The sequence below is a fragment of the Lentzea sp. NPDC051208 genome, assembly GCF_040682435.1.
Taxonomy (GTDB): Bacteria; Actinomycetota; Actinomycetes; order Mycobacteriales; family Pseudonocardiaceae; genus Lentzea; species Lentzea kristufekii.
This window is the reverse complement of record NZ_JBFBAW010000026.1, coordinates 64,822-84,280: the sequence shown is the minus strand read 5'-3', so window position 1 is coordinate 84,280 and position 19,459 is coordinate 64,822. Positions and strand designations below refer to the sequence as shown.

Here is a 19,459-nt window from a genome sequence, read left to right as displayed (position 1 = left end):
GTGATCACCGTGCGTTACACGGTCTTCGGCGCGACCGAGTTCGGTCCGACGCGCCTCGGCGCCCTGCTCGGCGTGCTGCTCGCCGACGCGGGTCAGGTCGTGACCGCCGAAGAGCTGGTCGAACGGGTCCTGGGCGACGCTCCCCCGCCGCGGGCCCGCGCGATGGTGCAGACGTGGCTGACGAGGCTGCGGCAGACGTTGCCGGGCCTGATCGAACGCGACCGCGACGGCTACGTGCTGCGCGTGGATCCGCTGGAGATCGATCTGCACCTGTTCCGGCACCTGGTGCGCATCGGCAAGACCGCCGACGCGCTGGCACTCGTGCAGGCCGAGCCGTTGTCCACACTGGACACACCGTGGGCTCGGCAGCTGCGCGCGGGCTTCGCGGAGGAGCTGCTCGCGGCCCGGCTCGACCACGTCGACGAACGGCTGGCACGGGGTGAGCACGCGGAGCTGGTACCCGAACTGCACGCCCTGGCCGCCGATCGGCCGCTGGACGAGCGGATCGCCGCCCAGCTGATCGAGGCGTTGCACGGCAGCGGACGCGCCGCGGAAGCGTTGCGGCACTTCGAGGTCGTGCGCGCCCGGCTCGCCGGTGAGCTGGGCGCCGAACCGTCACGCCACCTCGCGACCCTGCACCGGCGGCTGCGGGCGGCCTCGGCACCGCGCCAGCTGCCGGCCGCGCCCAAGCCGTTCACCGGCCGGGCGCTGGAACTCGCGGAGCTCGACGACGCGCCGAACGGCGTCGTGGTGATCACCGGCACCGGCGGGGTCGGCAAGACCTCACTCGCCGTGCACTGGGCACACCAGGCCATCGACCGGTTCCCCGACGGACAGCTCTACGTGAACCTGCACGGCTTCGGCCCGAGCGGCGCGGCGGTGAGCCCCGGTGACGCGCTGCTGCGGTTCCTCTCGGCGCTCGACGTGCCGCGTGCCCAGGTGCCGCACGACCTCGCGGGGCAGTCGGCCCTGCTGCGGGACGCGCTCGCGGACAAGCGGGTGCTCGTGCTGCTGGACAACGCGACGGACGCCGAGCAGGTCGAGCCGTTGCTGCCGCGCACGCCGAACGCGCACGTGGTGATCACCAGCCGCACCTCGCTCAAACCGCCGCACGCCAAGGCGTTGCCGCTGGGACTGCTGCCGCCGGAGGACGCCCGCGAGCTGCTGGCCGCCCGGATCGGGCACGACCGCGCGCGGGCCGAGCCGGACGCGGTCGACACCGTGGTCCGCCGCTGCGCCCGCCTGCCGCTCGCCCTCGCGGTGGCGGGCGCACGGGCGGCGACGCAGCCGGAGTTCCCGCTGGCGGCGCTCGCGGACGAGCTGGCGGACCTCGACGCGTTCGCCGACGACGATGACGTCACGGCGGACCTGCGTTCGGTGTTCTCCCACTCCTGCAAGGCATTGAGTCCCGCGGCGCTGCGGCTGTTCCGGTTGCTCGGGCTGATGCCGGGCTCGGACATCAGCCTCGCCGGGGCCGCGTCACTGGCGGCGCTGGACGTGCGGGAGACCGAGGCCCTGCTCGCCGAACTCGCGACGGCGAACCTGATCGACCAGCCGGAGCCGGGCCGGTTCACCTGCCACGACCTGCTGCGCGACTACGCGGCCGAACTGGCCCTCGACGACGAACGCGACGAGGCCCTGAACCGGCTGCTCGACCACCTCGCGCTGACGGGCGTCGAGGCCGGTGTCGTGTACACGCCCAGCCGCCACCGCCCGGCCACTCCCCCACCGGCTCCCGGTGTCGTGGTCCTGCGCTTCGGCACGCACGAGGAAGCGCTGGCGTGGCTCATGGCCGAGCATCCGACGTTGATGGCGGCGATGCGCCACGGCACGCCGGCGCAGACGTGGCTCATGGGCTGGTCGCTCGCCGACGCCCTCGACCGCCAGGCCCGGTACCGGGATCTCCTGACGTCGCAACAACTCGCGGTCGCCGCCGTCGAACAGCTCGACGACGCCGACGGCCTGGGCCGCACGCTGATCAACCTCGGCCGCAGCCTGAGCCGCATGCGCCGCCCCGACGAGGCCACCGCCGCACTGCACCGGGCGTTCGACGTCTACGAGGGCAACCCGGCGGGCCAGGCCGGGGTGCTGCTGAACATCGCGATGCTGTGCCCGGACGACCGGATCGGCGAGGCGATGGAGCACACGCGGCGCGGGCTCGCGTTGTTCGAGGAGTGCGGCGACTCCTACGGCCAGGCCAACGCGCTGACCGGGCTGGCGTGGGGCCACGGCAAGCTGGGCGAGTACGCGGAGGCGGTCGACCACGCCGAGCGCGCGATGCGGATGTGGCGGCAGATGGACCACCTGATCGGCCAGGCCGAGGCGTGGGACAACTTGGGCACCGGCTACCTCGGGCTGGGTGATCACGCGAAAGCGGCCGAGGCGTTCACCCGCTCGTCGGAGATGTTCCGGCTCGGCGGTGACCTCCCGCTCGAAGCCGGTGCGTACGAACAGCTCGGCGACACCCACGCTGCCGCGGGTGCCGCCGAACTGGCCTGGGAGGCCTGGCAGAAAGCGGTCGAGCTGCGCACTCAGGCAGGCCTGCCCACCGACGCGGTGCGCGCGAAGCTACAGGCCGAAGGCCAGTAGCACGTGGCCGTGCGGATTCGCGTAGCCCGAGGAGTAACCGGACTGCACGTAGACCATGCCGTCCGACACCACCGCACCGGCACCGGGCCCGGCCAGCGTGCCGCCGCGCCCGGTCAGCCCGTTGACACCGCGGACGTCCTGGATGGTGTCGTGGGACCAGATGACCTGGCCGGTCTTGGCGTCGTACGCGCGGAGCTTGCCGTCGAGCGCGCCGAGCCACACCACGCCGGGTGAGCTGGACACCGGCACGCCGTGTGCCCGGTAGCACCCGGGCTGGCCGGCCGCACCGCCCGTGGAGCAGCCGTCGGCGGGTGCCGGGGTCTCCCACAGGACGGTGCCGGTGGCGGGATCCACCGCGAACAGCGTGCCGGGCTCGGCGTAGTAGGTCGCGATGTAGAGCCGCTTGCCGTCGTAGCTGGAACCCCACTGGATGCCCGAGATGCCCCCGCTGGGCAGCGGCACGCCGAGCTGACGGCGCCACACGACCTGCCCCGTCGAGGCGTCGAACACGTGGTACACACCGGACTTCTGGCCGACGCCGACGAGCCGGCGGCCGTTGACGGTGAAGAGGTTCGGCGTGGCACCGATGTCGTAGTCGAGGTTGGTGCCGTCCTTCAGCCCCGGGCAGTAGCCCTCGGCGTCGGGCTGGTTGCACGCGTCGCGCCACGTGTCGGCGTCGGTGACCTGGTTGGTCCACCTCACCGCGCCGGTGCGGGCGTCGAGCGCCAGCAGCGAGTCGAACTCGCCGCCCTTGCCGGTGTAGTTCTGGCCCGTGCCGACGTAGAGCGTGCCGGTTCGGCGGTCGATCACCGGCGAGCTCCACACGCCGACGCCGGACGGCTCGAACCGCTTGGCGCCGTTGGGCCACGTGCCGACCTCGACCGGTTCCGGCACCGTGTAGTGGCGCCAGACCAGCGCGCCGGTGTCGATGTCGAAGGCGTCGATGTGGCCCCGGAACGTGCAACAGGCGTGCGTGTTCGGGAGCATGTTTTCGCTGCTGGACGTGCCGACGTACACCAGTCCGTTGTGGACGGTCGGTGAGCTGGTGGTCATCGACGCGATGCCGGTGTCGAGCTGCACCTGCCACTTCAGGCGGCCGGTGCGCTGGTCGAGCGCGAAGAACCTGCTCGCGCTGTCACCGAAGAACACCTTGCCGTCGGCGACCGTCGGGCCGTCGGAGTTGAACGCGTACCGGTCGGCCTGCGGGAGCGTGAACTCCCAGCGGGACCGGCCGGTGCGCGCGTCACGGGCGTAGAACTTCCCGTCGGGGCCACCGAAGTAGATCGTGTCCCCCACGACGGCGGGCTGGCTGCGGACGCCGTTGTAGTCGCCCTTGGGGTAGGCGAACGCCCACTTCAGCTTGAGCTTGCCGGCGTTGCCCGCGTTGAGGCGCCATTCCGCGGCCTGGTGCCGCGTGCCGTCGAGGTCCTTCGCCCACCCGGTCCAGTCGCCGCTCGGGTGCGCGGTGGCGGGTGACGCGGTCAGCACCACCAGTGCCGCGGTGAGCAGCGCAGTTGTTCTGAGCATGGAATTCTCCCCCTTCCGCCACCCAGCCTGGCAGTGGCGGAAGCGGGACACGTCCCCCCAAAGTCTCGTCGAGGCCTAACCGATCGGTTGATGCGTCACGACGTCGACGCCCGGAAAGCCCTTGCCGACGATCGGGTTCCTCCGGCCGTTGAGGTACTGCTGGAAGAACGCGGGAATGTAGGCCGTGGCGACCCGGCGTTGCCGCTCAGGGGTCAGCGCGGTCGCCGGGCAGGTGCTGTCGTTGTCGTAGGACCATTCGGTGTTGAAGTAGTTGTGGTTGGCGTTCTTCGGCGTGACGGCGTGGATCGGCACGACGTTGCGGCCCTGGGCGTTCTCGATGAACGAGGTGCCGCTGACGGCGCCGTCGCAGCCGCCGGTCATGACCGCGAACGGTGTCTTCGTGATGCGGTAGTCGAGGTTCTCCGGCGCCTCCGGGTCGGGCGCGTAGTAGTCCGCCGGTGCCAGCGGGAGCACGGCCTTGATCCGCACGCCGGCCGGTAGTTCGGCGGCGTGCTTGTCCGAGGCCTGGTAGACCGCCCCACGGCCACCGCGCGAGTGCCCGAGCGTGCCGACGTTGGTGAGGTCGACGTGCCCGCGGAACCCCGGCAGTCTCAGCGGTCCCTTGCCCTGGTTGAGATCACGCCACAGCTCCAGGTGCCTGTTCATCACCGCGGCCCTGGCGACGTCCGCGATCTGGCCCATCTCGCCCGCGTTGACGCCGTTCACGCTCACCGACACGACCACGAAACCCTGCCGCGCCAGCTCTTCGGCGAGGTAGTCGTACCCGCGGTAGCTCGGGAACGCGTCCCCGGACGGACACGGCCAGACCCACTGGTCGTCGGCGCACGGCTTCCAGTAGCCGTGTGCGAGCAGCACCAGCGGCCGTGTGCCGACCAGCGTGCGCGGCGCATGCACGACCGCGGTGATTTCGAGGTCCGCGACGGGGCCGCCCGGACCGGTGTGAAAGCCGGGCACCTGAAATGCTCGATCACCGAGCGAGTACTCGACCTTCCTGACGCCCGAGCCGTGTCCTTCGGGGGCGGCAGTGGCCGCCGGGGCGGCCAGCACCATCGCCATCACGACGGCGGCCGCGGTTCTTCCGATTCCCATGGGATGATCCCATCGGGAAAATGTAGGCGTCCTGTGAGGACGGCGTCACGGTTCTGCCACAGAGAAGTGGCCGGCGAACCCGCCGAACCGCTCCGCCAGCGGCCCGGTGTCCGCACTCAGCTCACGCCACAGTTCGCGGTGCCGGGTCAGCGACGACGGGTCGTGCACCAGCACCACCACCGAGCCTCGCCGCACCAGCACCAGCGCGGAGACGTCGTGGGTGAGCACCAGCGGCCGCACACCGACGAGGGTGCGCGGCGCGTGCACCACCGCGACGAGATCTCCGGCCTGGTACTTCATCGTCGTGGTCGCGGGGCGGTGGTCGTCCGGCGGGAGAGCGGCCGCCGTGCTCGGCGCCGTCAGCACCAGGGCGCACGCGACAGCCACAAGGACTCTGACGATTGCCATGGCGACGATCTCATCGAGCCCGTGTGCTCTGCACGTCCGGACTTCGTCACGGTTTCGCTACAGCGCCTTCGACACCGTCGAGGAGGACCTTCAACCCGCTGCGGAAGTTCTCCACGGCGTCGTTCTCCAGATACGGCAGTTCCGGATCGATCGGCTCCCTGTCCTTCTCCAGCACGTGCAGCATCGGGAACTTCTTCTCCAGGTCGGGCTCGATCTCCAGCAGCACGGCCGACCGCGCGTACCACCACTCCTCGTCGCCCTCACCGGTCGCGCGACCCGCGGCACGGGCCTCGGCGACGGTCTGCGCCGCCCCGCGCACGAAGTAGTTGACGGCGCCGACGATGCCGCGCAGCTCACGGCCGGGCAGGCCGGTGGACACCAGGATCGCGGCCAGCGCCTCGATCACCGCGAACTCGTGCGGGCCGAGCACCGGACGTGCCTGCGACACCTGCAGCATCCACGGGTGACGGCTGTAGAACTCCCACATGTCGTGCGCCCAGCGCGTGACCGCGGGCCGCCAGCCGTCGTCGAGCGGGTAGGACGCCGGCAACTCGGCCATCGCGCGGTCGTACATGAGGTCGACCAGCTCGTTCTTGCCCGGCACGTACGTGTAGAGCGCCATCGCGGTCCGCCCGAGCCGCTCCCCCACCGCGCGCATCGAGAACGCCATGCCCTGCTCGTCGGCGACCTCGATGGCCGCGTCGACGATCGCGTCCACGCTCAGTCCTGGCTTCGGGCCGGGACGGTTCTCCGCGACCGACGCCCGCCAGAGCAGCTCGATGGAGCGGCGCGGGTCGCCCTGACCTGCGTAGACGACCACGGTTGCGACTCCTTATGCCGTAAAGTACTCTCGTCGGTCGATACTTTACTGCATAAACAAGCCGCTTTGAAATAACGCAGGGGGAAGCAGCGTGAACGCTGTCGCAGACAGCCATGACGTGATCCAGGTCCGCGGAGCCAGGGAGAACAACCTCGCGGACGTGTCGCTCGACGTCCCCAAGCGCCGGCTGACCGTCTTCACCGGCGTGTCCGGCTCCGGCAAGTCCTCGCTGGTCTTCGGCACGATCGCGGCCGAGTCCCAGCGGATGATCAACGAGACCTACACCGCGTTCCTGCAGTCCTTCATGCCGTCGATCGGCCGCCCCGACGTGGACGCGCTGCACAACCTGAGCGCGGCGATCATCGTCGACCAGGAACGCATGGGCGCGAACTCCCGCTCCACCGTCGGCACCGCCACCGACGCGCACACGATGCTGCGGATCGTCTTCAGCCGCCTGGGCGAGCCGCACGTCGGCACGTCCGGCGCGTTCAGCTTCAACCTGCCCGAGGGCATGTGCCCGGCCTGCGAGGGCCTGGGCAAGGTCACCACCATCGACGTGGACGCCATCGTCGACCGGAGCAAGTCGCTCAACGACGGCGCGATCGACGCTCCGAACTACGGCGTGGGCACCTGGTACTGGCAGGTCCTCGCGAACTCCGGCCTCTACCCCGCCGACCAGCCGATCTCGACGTTCACCGAGCAGCAACTCCACGACTTCCTCTACAAGCCGACGACGAAGCTCAACATCAACGGCACCAACGTCACCTACGACGGCCTCATCTCCAAGCTGCAGCGCACGATCCTGAGCAAGGACCGCGAGGCGATGCAGCCGCACATCAGGGCGTTCGTCGACAGGGCCGTCACGTTCGCCACCTGCCAGAGCTGCAAGGGCGCCCGTCTCAACGAGGCCGCACTCAACTCGAAGATCCGCGGCATGAACATCGCGGACTGCTGCGCGATGCAGATCAGCGACCTCGCGAAGTTCGTGCACGCCATCGACGACCCGTCCGTCGCGCCGCTGCTCGCCACCCTGCGGGGCACGCTCGACTCACTGGTCGGGATCGGCCTCGGCTACCTCTCGCTCGACCGCGAGTCCGGCACGCTGTCCGGCGGCGAGTCGCAGCGCGTGAAGATGGTGCGGCACCTGGGTTCCTCGCTCACCGACATCACCTACGTGTTCGACGAGCCGACCGTCGGCCTGCACCCGCACGACATCCAGCGGATGAACAACCTCCTGCTCCTGCTGCGCGACAAGGGGAACACCGTCCTCGTCGTCGAGCACAAGCCGGAGACCATCCAGATCGCCGACCACGTCGTCGACCTCGGCCCCGGCGCGGGCGTCAACGGCGGTCACGTCTGCTACACCGGCGACGTGGCCGGGCTGCGCGCGTCCGGCACGCTGACCGGCCGCCACCTCGACCACCGGGCCAAGCTGCGGCCGGAGTTCCGCTCCCCCCGGGGTTTCCTGACGATCAGCGGCGCTCGCACCAACAACCTCAAGGACGTCTCGGTCGACCTGCCGCTCGGCGTGCTGACCGTCGTCACCGGTGTAGCCGGTTCCGGCAAGTCGTCGCTGATCCACGGATCGCTGCGCGGGCGACCGGGCGTCGTGACGGTCGACCAGTCGCCGATCCGCGGCTCGCGCCGCTCCAACCCCGCCACCTACACCGGGCTGCTCGACTCGGTCAGGACCGCGTTCGCCAAGGCCAACGGCGTGAAGGCCGCGTTGTTCAGCGCGAACTCCGCGGGCGCCTGCGAGAACTGCAAGGGCATCGGGCTCGTCTACACCGACCTCGCGATGATGGCCGGCGTCGCCACGGTCTGCGAGAAGTGCGAGGGCAAGAGGTTCACGCCCGAGGTGCTGCGCTACACGTTGCGGGGCAAGAACATCAGCGAGGTGCTCGGCATGTCCGTCGCCGAGGCGCGCGAGTTCTTCCCCTCCGGCCAGGCCCACGCCGTGCTCAGCCGCCTGCACGACGTCGGCCTGTCCTACCTCTCGCTCGGCCAGCCGCTCACGACGTTGTCCGGCGGTGAACGGCAGCGGCTGAAGCTCGCCATCCACATGGCGGAGAAGGCCTCGACCTACGTGCTGGACGAGCCGACGTCCGGCCTGCACCTCGCGGACGTGGACCAGCTGCTCGGCCTGCTCGACCAGCTGATCGACGCCGGCAACACGGTGATCGTGATCGAGCACCACCTCGCCGTGATGGCGCACGCCGACTGGATCGTCGACATGGGGCCCGGCGCGGGCCACGACGGCGGCCAGGTCGTCTTCTCCGGCACACCGGGTGAGCTCGTGTCCACTTCGGACACCCTGACCGCCCGGCACCTGAAGGAGTACCTGTCGTGAGCCTGCTGACGGTGACGTCCGTCGTACCGCTGACCCCGCGCATGACCCGCGTGACGTTCAGCGGCCCTGGGCTCGACGAGCTCGGCACCTGGCCGGACCAGCAGCTCAAGCTGCTCTTCCCCCGTCCCGGCGGGTCCGCGCACGTGTCCGACTCCGCCGACGTCGGCACCTGGTACCAGGCGTACCTGGCCGTGCCGGAGCCCGAACGGCCGTGGATGCGCAGCTTCACCGTCCGGTCGCTGGCCGACGGCGTGCTGACCGTCGACTTCGTGCTGCACGGCGACAGCGGACCGGCGTCACGCTGGGCCGCCGCCGCTCAGGTCGGTGACGTCATCGGACGGTTCGGGCCGTCCAGGGACTACGCGCGTCCGCTCGGCACCGCGGACCTGCTGGTGTTCGCGGGCGACGAGACGGCGCTGCCCGCGATCGCCTCGCTGCTGGAAATGCTTCCTGCTGCACAGCGGCGGCTGGTGTTCGTCGAGGTCGCGGATCCGCTGGAGGAACAGGACGTCCCCGGCGTGCGGTGGGTGCACCGCAGCGCCGGGGAGGACCTGGTCTCGGTGGTGACGGCGGCCGAGGTGCCGTCGTCGGTGTGGGTGTGGCTCGGCGGCGAGGCCTCCGCGGTTCGCTCGCTGCGCAGGCACTTCGTCGGACTGGGCGTGTCCAAGAAGGACATCGAGTTCGCCGGCTACTGGCGGCGCGCCCTCACCCAGGACGACGCCCCGACCGCGGACGACCTCGCCGAGGCCCAGGAACGGATCGCCGCGCTCAGCGAGTGAACTCCAGCAGGCTGCGCCCGTCGGTCACCTGGGTCACGGACTCCAGCCGGAGTCCGTGCGCCGACGCCAGCCGTTCGAAGTCGTGGAGCCCTCGGTCCCGCCCGCCGAAGTGCACGAGCATTACGAGGTCGAACTCCGTGCTCTCGCCGAGGGACTCCACGACGAGGATCCGCCCGCGCTCCCCGGCGGCCTCCGCACACCGGGCCAGGATCCGGTGCGCCTGCTCGTCGTCCCAGTCGTGCAAGATGTCGAACAGCAGGTAGGCGTCGGCGCCGGCCGGCAGCGGGTCGAAGAAGCTGCTCCCGGTCACCTCGGTGCGGTCCGCGAGGCCGTACAGGCCGAGCACCGCACGGGCGCCTGCCGCGGTCTCCTCGAGCTCGACGAGGTGGCCGCACATCGCCGGGTTCGCGGTGAGGATCGCGGCGAGCAGGCTGCCATGCCCGCCACCGACGTCGACGAGCGTGCCGAACCGCGACCAGTCGTAGTTCCCGACGACCTGCGGCACCCAGGCCCGCATGCGGTCGGTCATCTGCCGGTCGAACGCGTCACGCAGATGCCGTTGCCCGGCCAGGTCGGTCCAGAAGTCCTGGCCGTAGCGCACCGGGTAGGCCGGCTCGCCGGTGCGGATGCTGTGGATCAGGTCGACGAACGCCAGATCGGCGCGCCCGGCGGCGGAGTCGTGGTGCAGCAGGTTGTTCAGGCCGTTGTCCGCGTTCGCGCCGAGCAGTGCGCCGAAGTCCGTCGTGCGGTAGCCCGAGGCTGTTCGTTCGGCCACACCGAGGGTCGTCAGGTGGGCCAGGAGCAGTTCGAGTGCGAGCGGGTCGGCCTTGAGTTCGGGTGCGAGTTCGTGGGCGGTGGCGGGGTTGTCGCGCAGGCGATCGGGCAGGCCCAGGGTCACGGCGACCCGGAGCGCCATCGGCGTGATCAGCCCGGACATCTGTCGAAGCCGTTGTACGTCGGTGTCCACGTCGATCCACCCTGCCACCGCGCGCAATCTGATTTCTGTCAGCACTGAAGCAATAGTGAAAGAAGGCTCGTGTCGCCGCGCCACACGGTCCACACACGATCGACCGCGTCGGCGCCTACCGTGTCGGTATGAGGACCAACTGGGCGGGCAACGTCACCTTCACCGCGGCCGAGGCCGTGGCCCCAGCCTCGGCTGAAGACCTGCGTGCGCTCGTACGCGGTTCATCGGCCGTGCACGTCGTCGGCTCGGGACACTCGTTCAGCACGATCGCCGACACGACCGGCACGCTGGTGTCGCTGGCGGCCATGCCCGAGGTCTTCGAGGTGTCCGGCCACACGGTGCGGGTGAGCGCGGGCATGACGCTCGCCTCGCTGGCCGTCCGGCTCGAGGCGGCGGGCCTCGCCCTGCACACGCTGCCGTCGTTGCCGCACATCACCGTGGCCGGTGCGATCGCCACCGCCACGCACGGCTCCGGATCGCGGTCGCTGGCCGGTGCCGTGCGGTCCGTCGAGGTCATGCGCGGCGACGGCTCGGTCGTCGAGCTGAGTTCCGCGGGCGCGCCCGTGTCGATGGGCGGTCTCGGCGTCGTCACCACCGTGACCCTGGACGTCGTGGCGTCGTTCCAGGTCGCGCAGACGGTCTACGAGGACGTCGCCTGGACGACGCTGCTCGTCCGGCTGGAGCAGATCTTCGACGGCGCGTACAGCGTGAGCGCGTTCGTCGACTGGCAGGGCGGTGCGACGCTGTGGGCGAAGCACCGCGTGGGCGACGAGGAGTTCGCCTTCCCGGGGCGGGCGGCGACCGAATCGGCGCACCCGGTGCCCGGCCAGCCCGCCTCCCGCTGCACGCTGCAGGGCGGCGTGCCGGGCCCGTGGCACGAGCGGCTGCCCCACTTCCGCGCCGAGTTCACCCCGTCCGTCGGTGAGGAGCTGCAGACCGAGTACTTCGTGCCGCGGACCCGCGCGGTGACGGCGTTGCGGGCGCTGGCCGAGATGTCGACGGTGATCTCACCGCTGGTGCAGGCCTGCGAGATCCGCACGATCGACGCCGAACCGCAGTGGCTCAGCCCCGCCTTCGACCGCGACAGCATCGCGATCCACTTCACCTGGGTGCCGGACACCCCGGCCGTGCTCAGGCTGCTGCCGCGCCTGGAGGAGGCGATCGCGCCGCGGCCGCACTGGGGCAAGCTCTTCACCGTGCCGCCGGCCCTGCTGGCAGCCCGTTACCCGCAGTGGGACGCCTTCCGGGCGTTGCTGCGCGAGCACGACCCGAAAGGCGTCTTCCGCAACGAGTTCCTGACCCGCTACTTCGGGTCGGCCACGTCGGCGGGGCCCTTCTGACGCAGCGCCTCCAGCTCGTCGTCGGAGAACCCGTAGGTCGTCACGATGGTCATCTTCGAACTGGTGATCACCAGACCCGGACCGAACTCCTCGACCACCACACCGCGCTGGTTCGCCGACTCGAAGAACGGCTTGCCGCTCACGCCGAGATCGACCTCGGAGGGCCAGAACACCGTCCGGCGCTTCTGTCCGGGGTGGTACTCGTGCGCGAACTTCAGCTGGTGCAGGAACGAGATCCAGCCTTCGGTGATGTCCTCGTAGTAGTCGTCCCACTCGGGTGAGGTGCCCTTGGGCGCACGGGTCAGCACGACGCGAGTGCCTTCCGGGACGGCACTCAGCGCGAACGTGTCGTGACCGTGGACGATCAGCGTGGTGCCGTCCTCCTCGGCGTTCGTGAAGTAGATCTGGTCGATCTCCTCGTCGAGCTCCGGGAGGTCCCAGCCGTGCCAGTGGCGCAGCTTCTCCTTGTTCCGGAACGACTCCCACACCTCCTCGACCGGCGCGGCCACGGTGATCTCGATCTGGACGCCTTCGTCACTCATCTGCTGCTCCGGGATGCCCCATGGCGACCACCCTGTACGGGCGGCCGGTGTCGGTGTCGTACTTCAACGCGATCTGCCGCACCGCTTCGGCCAGGTCGCTGGTGAACTCGTGGACGTCGCCGGGCGCGCCGAAGCGGACCGTCGTCTCCACGGTGAAGGTGAGCAAGCGCTTTCCCGCCGCAGCGGCGGCACCGGACATCCGCTCGACCTCGCGCGCGGTGTCCTCGGCGACCGAGACCAAGTGCGTTGCGGCGAACTGGTCCTGCACGCCGGCGGCGATCTCGCGACCGGGCTTCGCGCGCAGGACGCGTTCCACGCAGCCGCGCCGCTGGCGTTCCTCCACCAGCTCGACGAGTCCCGCCTGCTCCAGGGCTCGCACGTGGTAGTTGACCCGCTGCCTGGGCAGGTCGAGAGCCGCCGCGAGCTGGGTCGCCGAGGCGGGCGACTTCAGCAGCTCCAGCAGCGACAGGCGCAACGGCGACAGCTCCACGCCCAGCACGGTCCCATTTGACAAATTGATTTGTCAATACCGGAACGCGACCGGAAACAGGTAAGTTCGTTGACGGTTGCAACGAACCGCCCCACCCTGTGAGCCGTGAGAACCCCCCTGCTGGTGGCAGCGTTGGCAGCAGCGGCGATCGTTCCTGTGTGGACGGTCGCGGCGCAGGCCGACGTGGTGCCCGGAACCGCTTATCGAGTGACGAACGTCGGCAGCGGAAAGTGCGTGGAGTCGCTGGGAACGGCCAACGGCGCACAGCTCCGCCAACAAGGATGCTCGGGACAGACCTGGACCTTCACGCCCACGAGCGACGGGTACTTCACCGTTGGCCAGGGTCAGGTCTGGGACGTCTCGAACGTCTCGGTCGCGGACAACGCGGCCGTCCACATGTGGCAGTCGTTCAACGCGAACAACCAGCAATGGCGCCCCGAACAGGTCGGCACGGACACCTACCGGTTCGTGAACCGCCACAGCGCCAAGTGCCTCGACGTGCCCGGTGCGTCCACCGGTGACGTCCAGCTGGTCCAGTACACCTGCAACGGGACCAACGCGCAGCTCTTCCGGCTCACCGGCGGCACGCAGCAGCCCGGTCAGCCCGACTTCGGCCCGAACGTGCTCGTCTTCGACCCGTCGATGTCCTCCGCCACGATCCAGGCGCGGCTCGACGACGTCTTCCGCCAGCAGGAGGAGGGTCAGTACGACGCGCGCCGGTACGCGATCATGTTCAAGCCCGGCAACTACAACGTAGACGTCAACATCGGCTTCTTCACCCAGGTCCTCGGCCTGGGCATGCTGCCGGACGGCGTGACGATCAACGGTCAGGTGCACGTCGAGGCCGACTGGTTCCAGGGCAACGCGACGCACAACTTCTGGCGTGGCGCGGAGAACCTCGCGGTGCGGCCGCCGTCGGGCACCAACACGTGGGCCGTCTCGCAGGCGTCCGCGATGCGCCGCACGAAGGTCTACGGCAACATGCAGCTCGACGACAACGGCTGGTCGAGCGGTGGTTTCCTCGCCGACTCCGTGGTCACCGGCCAGGTCCGCTCCGGTTCGCAGCAGCAGTGGCTGTCGCGCAACACCGAATGGGGCTCGTGGACCGGCGAGAACTGGAACATGGTGTTCGTCGGCGCGCGCAACGCGCCGCAGACCTCGTTCCCCGAACCGCCGTACACGAACGTCGCGCAGACCCCTGTCGTGCGGGAGAAGCCGTTCCTGAACGTCGACGGCGGCGGCAACTACAACGTGTTCGTCCCGGCACTGCGCTCGAACACCAGCGGCACCACCTGGGCCTCGGGCAACCAGCAGGGCACGAACATCCCGCTGTCGCAGTTCTACATCGCGAAGCCGGGCACCTCGGCGGCGACGATCAACGCGCAGCTCGCGGCCGGCAAGCACCTGCTGCTCACGCCGGGCGTCCACCAGGTGAGCGAACCGATCCGCGTCACCCGCCCCGACACCGTCGTGCTGGGCCTCGGTCTCGCGACCGTCATGCCCACCAACGGGAACATGGCGCTCGACGTGGCCGATGTGGACGGTGTGAAGATCGCCGGCATCCTCATCGACGCGGCCCCGACGAACTCGCCGCTGCTGATGCAGGTCGGCGCGCCGGGCAGCAACGCCAACCACTCCGCCAACCCGACGTCGCTGCACGACGTCTACGCGCGCATCGGCGGCTCGGCCGTCGGGCGGGCCACGACCTCGTTGGTGGTCAACAGCCACAACGTGATCGGTGACCACCTGTGGCTGTGGCGAGGTGACCACTCCATCGGCGTCGGCTGGGACCTCAACACGGCCGACACCGGCCTGATCGTCAACGGCAACAACGTGACGATGTACGGCCTGTTCGTCGAGCACTACCAGAAGTACCAGACCATCTGGAACGGCCAGGGCGGCCGGACGTACTTCTACCAGAACGAAATGCCGTACGAGGTGCCCAACCAGGCGGCGTGGATGAACGGCTCGACCCGCGGCTACGCGGCGTACAAGGTCTCCAACAACGTCACGACGCACGAGGCGTGGGGCCTGGGCAGCTACGCCTTCATGAACGCGAACCCGTCGGTGGTCGCCGATCGGGCGTTCGAGGTGCCGAACACCCCCGGCGTGAAGTTCCACAGCATGGTGACCGTGTCGTTGGGCGGCAAGGGAACCATCCAGCGGGTCATCAACAACTCGGGCGGTACGGCGACCGCCGGATCCACCGAGGCGTACCTGGCCAACTACCCGTGATGAGGCACTGAACCGAGCCTCTTCGGCCGGTTCACCTTCATCTCGTCCATGTCGGTGACCTTGGCCTTCAACCCCTGGAAGTCGACGCCGAGCGAGTCGAGGGCTGTGGCCGCGCGCCGCAGCCCCGCCTCGTCCGGCTTCTCGGCGGCACTCAGGATCACGCGGTAGCTGAAGAAGTCGAGCTTCTCGTCGTAGGTCAGCGCGCCCTCTTCGCTGAACCCGGCGTCACGCAGGAAGTCGAAGCCCTTCAGACGGTCCCGCAACGTCACGCGCTGGTCGTCGGTGAGGTCGGCGAAGCGTCCGCGGACGAGTACTCGGTAGGTGTGTTCAGCCACGAGCGAAGATGGTCCCCGATCCCGTGCCGGTCTGGCGAACGATTTCCCGTGTGCGGAAGAATCTGGACCATGAACGCAAAAGAGCTGGTCGCGCGCATCCGCACGGAGCTGCATCCCGGTGACCACGACAACCTCGTGGTGAAGCTGATCGAGACCGGGCAGGCCCCGCGCGCCGTGATCCAGACGTTCGCCGCCGAAGAGAACCACATCGTGTCGTCGGACTGGCGAACATTCCTGGCACTGGCGTCGAAGGCGGAGGAACCGAACGCGCGGGCGTTCTTCACGCTGCTCGCGGGTGGTGAGGAGCTCGTGCTGCCGATGTTGCCGCCGCTGGCGGAGGCGGCGGGCATGTCGGCCAAGGACTTCCAGAACTACGAACCGTTCCCCGGCTGCCAGGCCTACCCCGCCTACCAGGCGTGGATGGCGCTCAACGGCGAACCGACGGACGTCATCCTCGCCATCCTGGCGAACTTCACCGCGTGGGGCGGGTACTGCGCGCGGATGGCGAAGGGGCTGCGCGAGCACTACGGGTTCAGCGACGAGGCGTGCGCGTTCGTCGACTTCTTCGCCACGCCCGCGCCGCAGCTGGAGGACCGCGCGATCGCCGCGATCCAGGCCTCGCTCGACGCGGGCTGGCAGCCGAAGCACGCGTGGCGTTACGGCCGCCTGCTGCAGGCGTACGAACTGCAGTTCTGGTCGACGCTGGCGTAAGGGATGGGGGCGGCGGTGCCGCCCCCACACCGTCATCGGGGCAGATAGGCCCGGTGGGCCTTGGAGAACTCGTAGTTGTTGTACTTGTCCCAGTTGATCGACCACGTCATGAGGCCGCGCAGGTTCGGGTACACGCCCTTGGGCTTGTAGGTGCCGCACCGCGTGCCCTTGGTGAGGCAGTCCAGGGCCGTCTGGACGTCCGCGACGGACGTGAACCCGTTGCCCGCGTACATCGCGGCGGGCAGGCCGATCGCGACCTGTTCCTGGCGCAACGGCGCGAAGACCTTCGACGTGTCACCGCGCACCGGGAACCCGGCGAGCAGCATGTCGGTCATCGCCACGTGGAAGTCCGCGCCACCCATGTTGTGGTACTGGTTGTCCAGGCCCATCACGGGCCCGGAGTTGTAGTCCTGCACGTGCAGCAACGTCAGGTCGTTGCGCATGGCCTCGATCACCGGCAGGTACGCGCCCGTGCGCGCGTCGCCGGTGCCCGTGCCGCCGTAGAACTGGTAGCCGACCTGCACGAAGAACGTCTCCGGCGCCATCGTGAGCACGAAGTTGGCTCCGTAGCGGGCCTTCAGCGTCCGCAGTGCCGAGATCAGGTTCACGACGACGGGCGTGGTCGGGTTCCTGAAGTCGAGGTCGCCGGGGTTCAGCGACAGCGAGTGGCCCTCGAAGTCGACGTCGAGCCCGTTCAGGCCGTACTTGTCGATGATGGCGCCGACCGAGCGCACGAACGCGTCGCGCGCCGCCGCGGTCTCCAGCCGGACCTGGCCGTTCTGGCCGCCGATGGAGATGTTGACCTTCTTGCCCTTCTGCTGCTGGGCGCGGATGCCGGCGATGAACTCGGCCTCGGACTCGACGTTCGGGCACTCCGCGACCGGGCACTGGCTGAACCGCAGGTCACCGCTCGTCGCGCTGGTGGGTTCGGCGAACGAGAGGTTGATGACGTCCCACTCGTCCGGCACGTCCTTCATCCGGATGTAGCCGGAGCCGTTGGCGAAGCTCGCGTGCAGGTAGCCGACGAGCACCTTGCGCGGCAACTGCCCCGTGGGCGGCTGACCGGTCGTGGTCGTCGTCGTGGTGGTTGAGGTCGTGGTGGTGGTGGTGGTCGTCGTGCTCGTGGTGGAACTGGTCGTCGGGCCGGTGCCACCGGTGCACGCGGCACCGTTGATCGTGCAGTTCGACGGGTCGGCGGTGCCGGCGGCGTTGAAGCCGAACGTCACGCTGGCGCCGGGCGCGACGGAGCCGTTGTACTCCCGGTTGACGAACGTGTGGTGGTTGCCGCTCTTGGTGAGCAGCGAGTCCCAGTAGGCGCCGACGGTGGTCGAGGCCGGGTAGTCGAACTCGACCTTCCAGGAACTGATGGCCGCGCTGGTCTCGTTCTTGATCGTCACCGTCGCGGTGTAGCCGCTGGCCCAGCCGTTCTTGGCGAACGTCGCCGTGACTCCGGCGGCACTGGCGGGGGCGAGGCTCACGAGCACGGTGCCGAGCACCAGTGCGGCCACCGCGGATATTCGAGCGAACAACAGCATGGGTTCCATCCCTCACGCGTTGGCGGCCGGCAGGGGGTCACCCCGAATTGGACTAGACCATCTATCGGGAAGTCAAGGTTGGTGCGGCACTAGACTCGGTGGTCGTGCCCCACGCTCGTGCCGCCGACGGAACCAGGCTCTTCTACTCGGTCGAGGGCTCCGGGCCTGTCCTGCTGCTCATCGCGGGCCAGTCCAACTCGTCGCGCTGGTGGTCACAGGTCCGCGAGGACTTCTCCGCACGGTTCACGACGATCGTCACCGACCACCGCGGCACCGGTTCCAGCGACAAGCCCGACGTCCCGTACAGCACGCGGATGTTCGCGTCGGACTGCGTCGCGATCCTGGCCGACGCGGGGATCGGCAAGGCGCACGTCTACGGCACCTCCATGGGCGGGCGGATCGCGCAGTGGATCGCGGCCGAGCACGGCGAGCACGTCGACCGCCTGGTGCTGGGCTGCACCTCCCCCGGCGGCGCGCACGGCGTCGAGCGCAGCGCCGAGGTGCGCAAGTCGCTGGCGCAGGTCGATCCGATGAAGGCGCGCAGGGCGTTGGAGGAGCTGATGTACACGCCGGCCTACCGCGGCCCGTACAACACGCTCGGCGACCCGCAGATGCCTCCGTACGCGCGCAAGCGGCACCTCTTCGCGAGTGCGGAACACGACGCGTGGGACGTGCTGCCGTCGATCACCGCGCCGACCCTGGTGGTGCACGGCACCGAGGACGTCTTCAATCCGACGGCCAACGCTCCCCTGATCACGTCACGCGTTCCGGGCGCCCGGATGCACCTGATCGAGGGAGCGCGACACGGCTACTTCGAGGAGTTCCGCGCCGAAGCGTCGCCTCTGGTGATGGACTTCCTCAGCTCGTGACCCACCGCAGGCCGCGCATCAGCGCGTGGCCCGCGACCCGCACACCGGTGGCCTCCGAGATCGGCAGATAAGGCAACCGGAGCGGAATCCGCGCCCACACCGGCAACGTGGCGACCGCCGTGGCGCTCAGAATCGCGTACGGCCCGCGCGCCAGCAGTGGCAACGGCGCCTTGAACAGCAGGAACCTGGCCGCTTCGCGCGCCTCGGGCGTGCCCTTCAGCTCGCCCCGGTACGAGTCGAGCTTCGCCTCGAGCGCGGCGGTGGTGCGCGGCGGGTCCGGGATGCCCATGGCGTCGGCGATGACCGCCATGTCGGCGACGTACCCGTCGTAGTCGTCGAGCGGCTTCTCGCCGTAACGCCGGTGGCAGCGCAGGAAGCTGTCGACCTCGGCCACGTGCACCCACCCCAGCAGGTGCGGGTCGTCGGCACGGTACGGGCGGCCGTCCGGCGCGGTGCCGTGGATGTGCCGATGCACGCGCCCGAGCCGTTCGACGGCCTTGAGCGCATCTTCGGCGGTGCCGTAGGTGGTGACGCCGACGAACAGGCTCGTGCGCTGCAACCGGCCCCACGGATCGGTCAGGTAGTCGGAGTGCTGCGCCACCGCCGCCATCGCCAGCGGGTGCAACGACTGCAGCAGCAACGCCCGCAGCCCCCCGATGAACATGGCGTGATCCGCGTGCACCTGGCGGATCGGCCGGTCGTCCGCGAACAGCCGCGGGCCGGGCGCCTCGTGGATCCTGCGCGCGTGCTCCTCCCGCTCAGGACCCACGACCTTCTCGAAGAGTCCTTGACTCACCTGCCGCCGCAATGCCTCCAGCATCACCCCATGATGCGCGCCGGTCCCTGAGAAAG

General features: G+C 69.6%; 17 protein-coding genes. 7 read left to right on the top strand and 10 right to left on the bottom strand.

Features of this window, described 5'->3' with window-relative positions:
* The first annotated feature begins 9 nt into the window (after positions 1–9).
* Positions 10–2,589, top strand: coding sequence for a BTAD domain-containing putative transcriptional regulator (locus AB0M48_RS40670; protein WP_363853109.1), 2,580 nt, complete (start codon positions 10–12; stop codon positions 2,587–2,589).
* On the opposite strand, the gene AB0M48_RS40665 is transcribed toward AB0M48_RS40670, so the two are convergent.
* From AB0M48_RS40665 to AB0M48_RS40650, 4 genes are all read right to left on the bottom strand, one after another.
* The gene (locus AB0M48_RS40665; protein ID WP_363853107.1) at positions 2,569–4,116 is read right to left on the bottom strand and encodes a PQQ-binding-like beta-propeller repeat protein; all 1,548 of its coding nucleotides are present in this window, start codon (positions 4,114–4,116) and stop codon (positions 2,569–2,571) included. The genes AB0M48_RS40670 and AB0M48_RS40665 overlap by 21 nt on opposite strands.
* A 75-nt stretch (positions 4,117–4,191) precedes the next feature.
* The gene (locus AB0M48_RS40660; RefSeq protein ID WP_363853104.1) at positions 4,192–5,226 is read right to left on the bottom strand and encodes a hypothetical protein; all 1,035 of its coding nucleotides are present in this window, start codon (positions 5,224–5,226) and stop codon (positions 4,192–4,194) included.
* 45 nt (positions 5,227–5,271) lie between these two features.
* The gene (locus AB0M48_RS40655) at positions 5,272–5,634 is read right to left on the bottom strand and encodes a hypothetical protein (protein ID WP_363853101.1); all 363 of its coding nucleotides are present in this window, start codon (positions 5,632–5,634) and stop codon (positions 5,272–5,274) included.
* A 46-nt stretch (positions 5,635–5,680) separates the two neighbouring features.
* A complete protein-coding gene (locus tag AB0M48_RS40650) occupies positions 5,681–6,454 on the bottom strand; it encodes a TetR/AcrR family transcriptional regulator (protein ID WP_363853098.1) in 774 nt (257 codons plus the stop codon).
* A gap of 91 nt (positions 6,455–6,545) precedes the next feature.
* On the opposite strand from AB0M48_RS40650, the gene AB0M48_RS40645 reads away from it, so the two are divergent.
* Both AB0M48_RS40645 and AB0M48_RS40640 read left to right on the top strand, forming a co-directional pair.
* On the top strand, positions 6,546–8,804 hold the full coding sequence (locus AB0M48_RS40645) for an excinuclease ABC subunit UvrA (RefSeq protein WP_363853096.1): 2,259 nt from the start codon (positions 6,546–6,548) through the stop codon (positions 8,802–8,804).
* The gene (locus AB0M48_RS40640; protein ID WP_363853093.1) at positions 8,801–9,583 is read left to right on the top strand and encodes a siderophore-interacting protein; all 783 of its coding nucleotides are present in this window, start codon (positions 8,801–8,803) and stop codon (positions 9,581–9,583) included. The genes AB0M48_RS40645 and AB0M48_RS40640 overlap by 4 nt, the downstream gene beginning before the upstream one ends.
* Here the strand turns inward: AB0M48_RS40640 and AB0M48_RS40635 are convergent.
* On the bottom strand, positions 9,573–10,568 hold the full coding sequence (locus AB0M48_RS40635) for a methyltransferase (RefSeq protein WP_363853090.1): 996 nt from the start codon (positions 10,566–10,568) through the stop codon (positions 9,573–9,575). The two genes, AB0M48_RS40640 and AB0M48_RS40635, sit on opposite strands and share 11 nt — an antisense overlap.
* A 110-nt stretch (positions 10,569–10,678) precedes the next feature.
* Between AB0M48_RS40635 and AB0M48_RS40630 the strand changes: the two genes are divergently transcribed.
* Entirely contained in the window at positions 10,679–11,890 is a 1,212-nt protein-coding gene (locus tag AB0M48_RS40630) for an FAD-binding protein (RefSeq protein ID WP_363853088.1), read from the top strand.
* On the opposite strand, the gene AB0M48_RS40625 is transcribed toward AB0M48_RS40630, so the two are convergent.
* Together AB0M48_RS40625 and AB0M48_RS40620 are read right to left on the bottom strand one after the other, a co-directional pair.
* Positions 11,854–12,432, bottom strand: a complete 579-nt coding sequence (locus AB0M48_RS40625) for a hypothetical protein (protein ID WP_363853085.1) — start codon at positions 12,430–12,432, stop codon at positions 11,854–11,856. The genes AB0M48_RS40630 and AB0M48_RS40625 overlap by 37 nt on opposite strands.
* On the bottom strand, positions 12,425–12,931 hold the full coding sequence (locus AB0M48_RS40620; protein ID WP_363853082.1) for a winged helix-turn-helix domain-containing protein: 507 nt from the start codon (positions 12,929–12,931) through the stop codon (positions 12,425–12,427). Before AB0M48_RS40620 ends, AB0M48_RS40625 begins: the two co-directional genes overlap by 8 nt.
* Positions 12,932–13,042: 111 nt before the next feature.
* Here AB0M48_RS40620 and AB0M48_RS40615 point away from each other — a divergent pair, with 111 nt between their 5' ends.
* The gene (locus AB0M48_RS40615; protein ID WP_363853145.1) at positions 13,043–15,157 is read left to right on the top strand and encodes an RICIN domain-containing protein; all 2,115 of its coding nucleotides are present in this window, start codon (positions 13,043–13,045) and stop codon (positions 15,155–15,157) included.
* Here AB0M48_RS40615 and AB0M48_RS40610 read toward each other — a convergent pair.
* A complete protein-coding gene (locus tag AB0M48_RS40610) occupies positions 15,148–15,492 on the bottom strand; it encodes a DUF6204 family protein (protein WP_363853079.1) in 345 nt (114 codons plus the stop codon). The genes AB0M48_RS40615 and AB0M48_RS40610 overlap by 10 nt on opposite strands.
* Positions 15,493–15,561: 69 nt before the next feature.
* Here AB0M48_RS40610 and AB0M48_RS40605 point away from each other — a divergent pair, with 69 nt between their 5' ends.
* Positions 15,562–16,203, top strand: a complete 642-nt coding sequence (locus tag AB0M48_RS40605; RefSeq protein WP_319988239.1) for a transcriptional regulator — start codon at positions 15,562–15,564, stop codon at positions 16,201–16,203.
* A 32-nt stretch (positions 16,204–16,235) separates the two neighbouring features.
* Here the strand turns inward: AB0M48_RS40605 and AB0M48_RS40600 are convergent, their stop codons facing one another.
* The gene (locus AB0M48_RS40600) at positions 16,236–17,738 is read right to left on the bottom strand and encodes a cellulose binding domain-containing protein (RefSeq protein WP_363853077.1); all 1,503 of its coding nucleotides are present in this window, start codon (positions 17,736–17,738) and stop codon (positions 16,236–16,238) included.
* A gap of 104 nt (positions 17,739–17,842) precedes the next feature.
* Here AB0M48_RS40600 and AB0M48_RS40595 point away from each other — a divergent pair, with 104 nt between their 5' ends.
* Positions 17,843–18,607, top strand: a complete 765-nt coding sequence (locus tag AB0M48_RS40595; protein ID WP_363853074.1) for an alpha/beta fold hydrolase — start codon at positions 17,843–17,845, stop codon at positions 18,605–18,607.
* Here the strand turns inward: AB0M48_RS40595 and AB0M48_RS40590 are convergent.
* Positions 18,597–19,427, bottom strand: a complete 831-nt coding sequence (locus AB0M48_RS40590; RefSeq protein WP_363853071.1) for an oxygenase MpaB family protein — start codon at positions 19,425–19,427, stop codon at positions 18,597–18,599. The genes AB0M48_RS40595 and AB0M48_RS40590 overlap by 11 nt on opposite strands.
* Positions 19,428–19,459 lie beyond the last annotated feature (32 nt).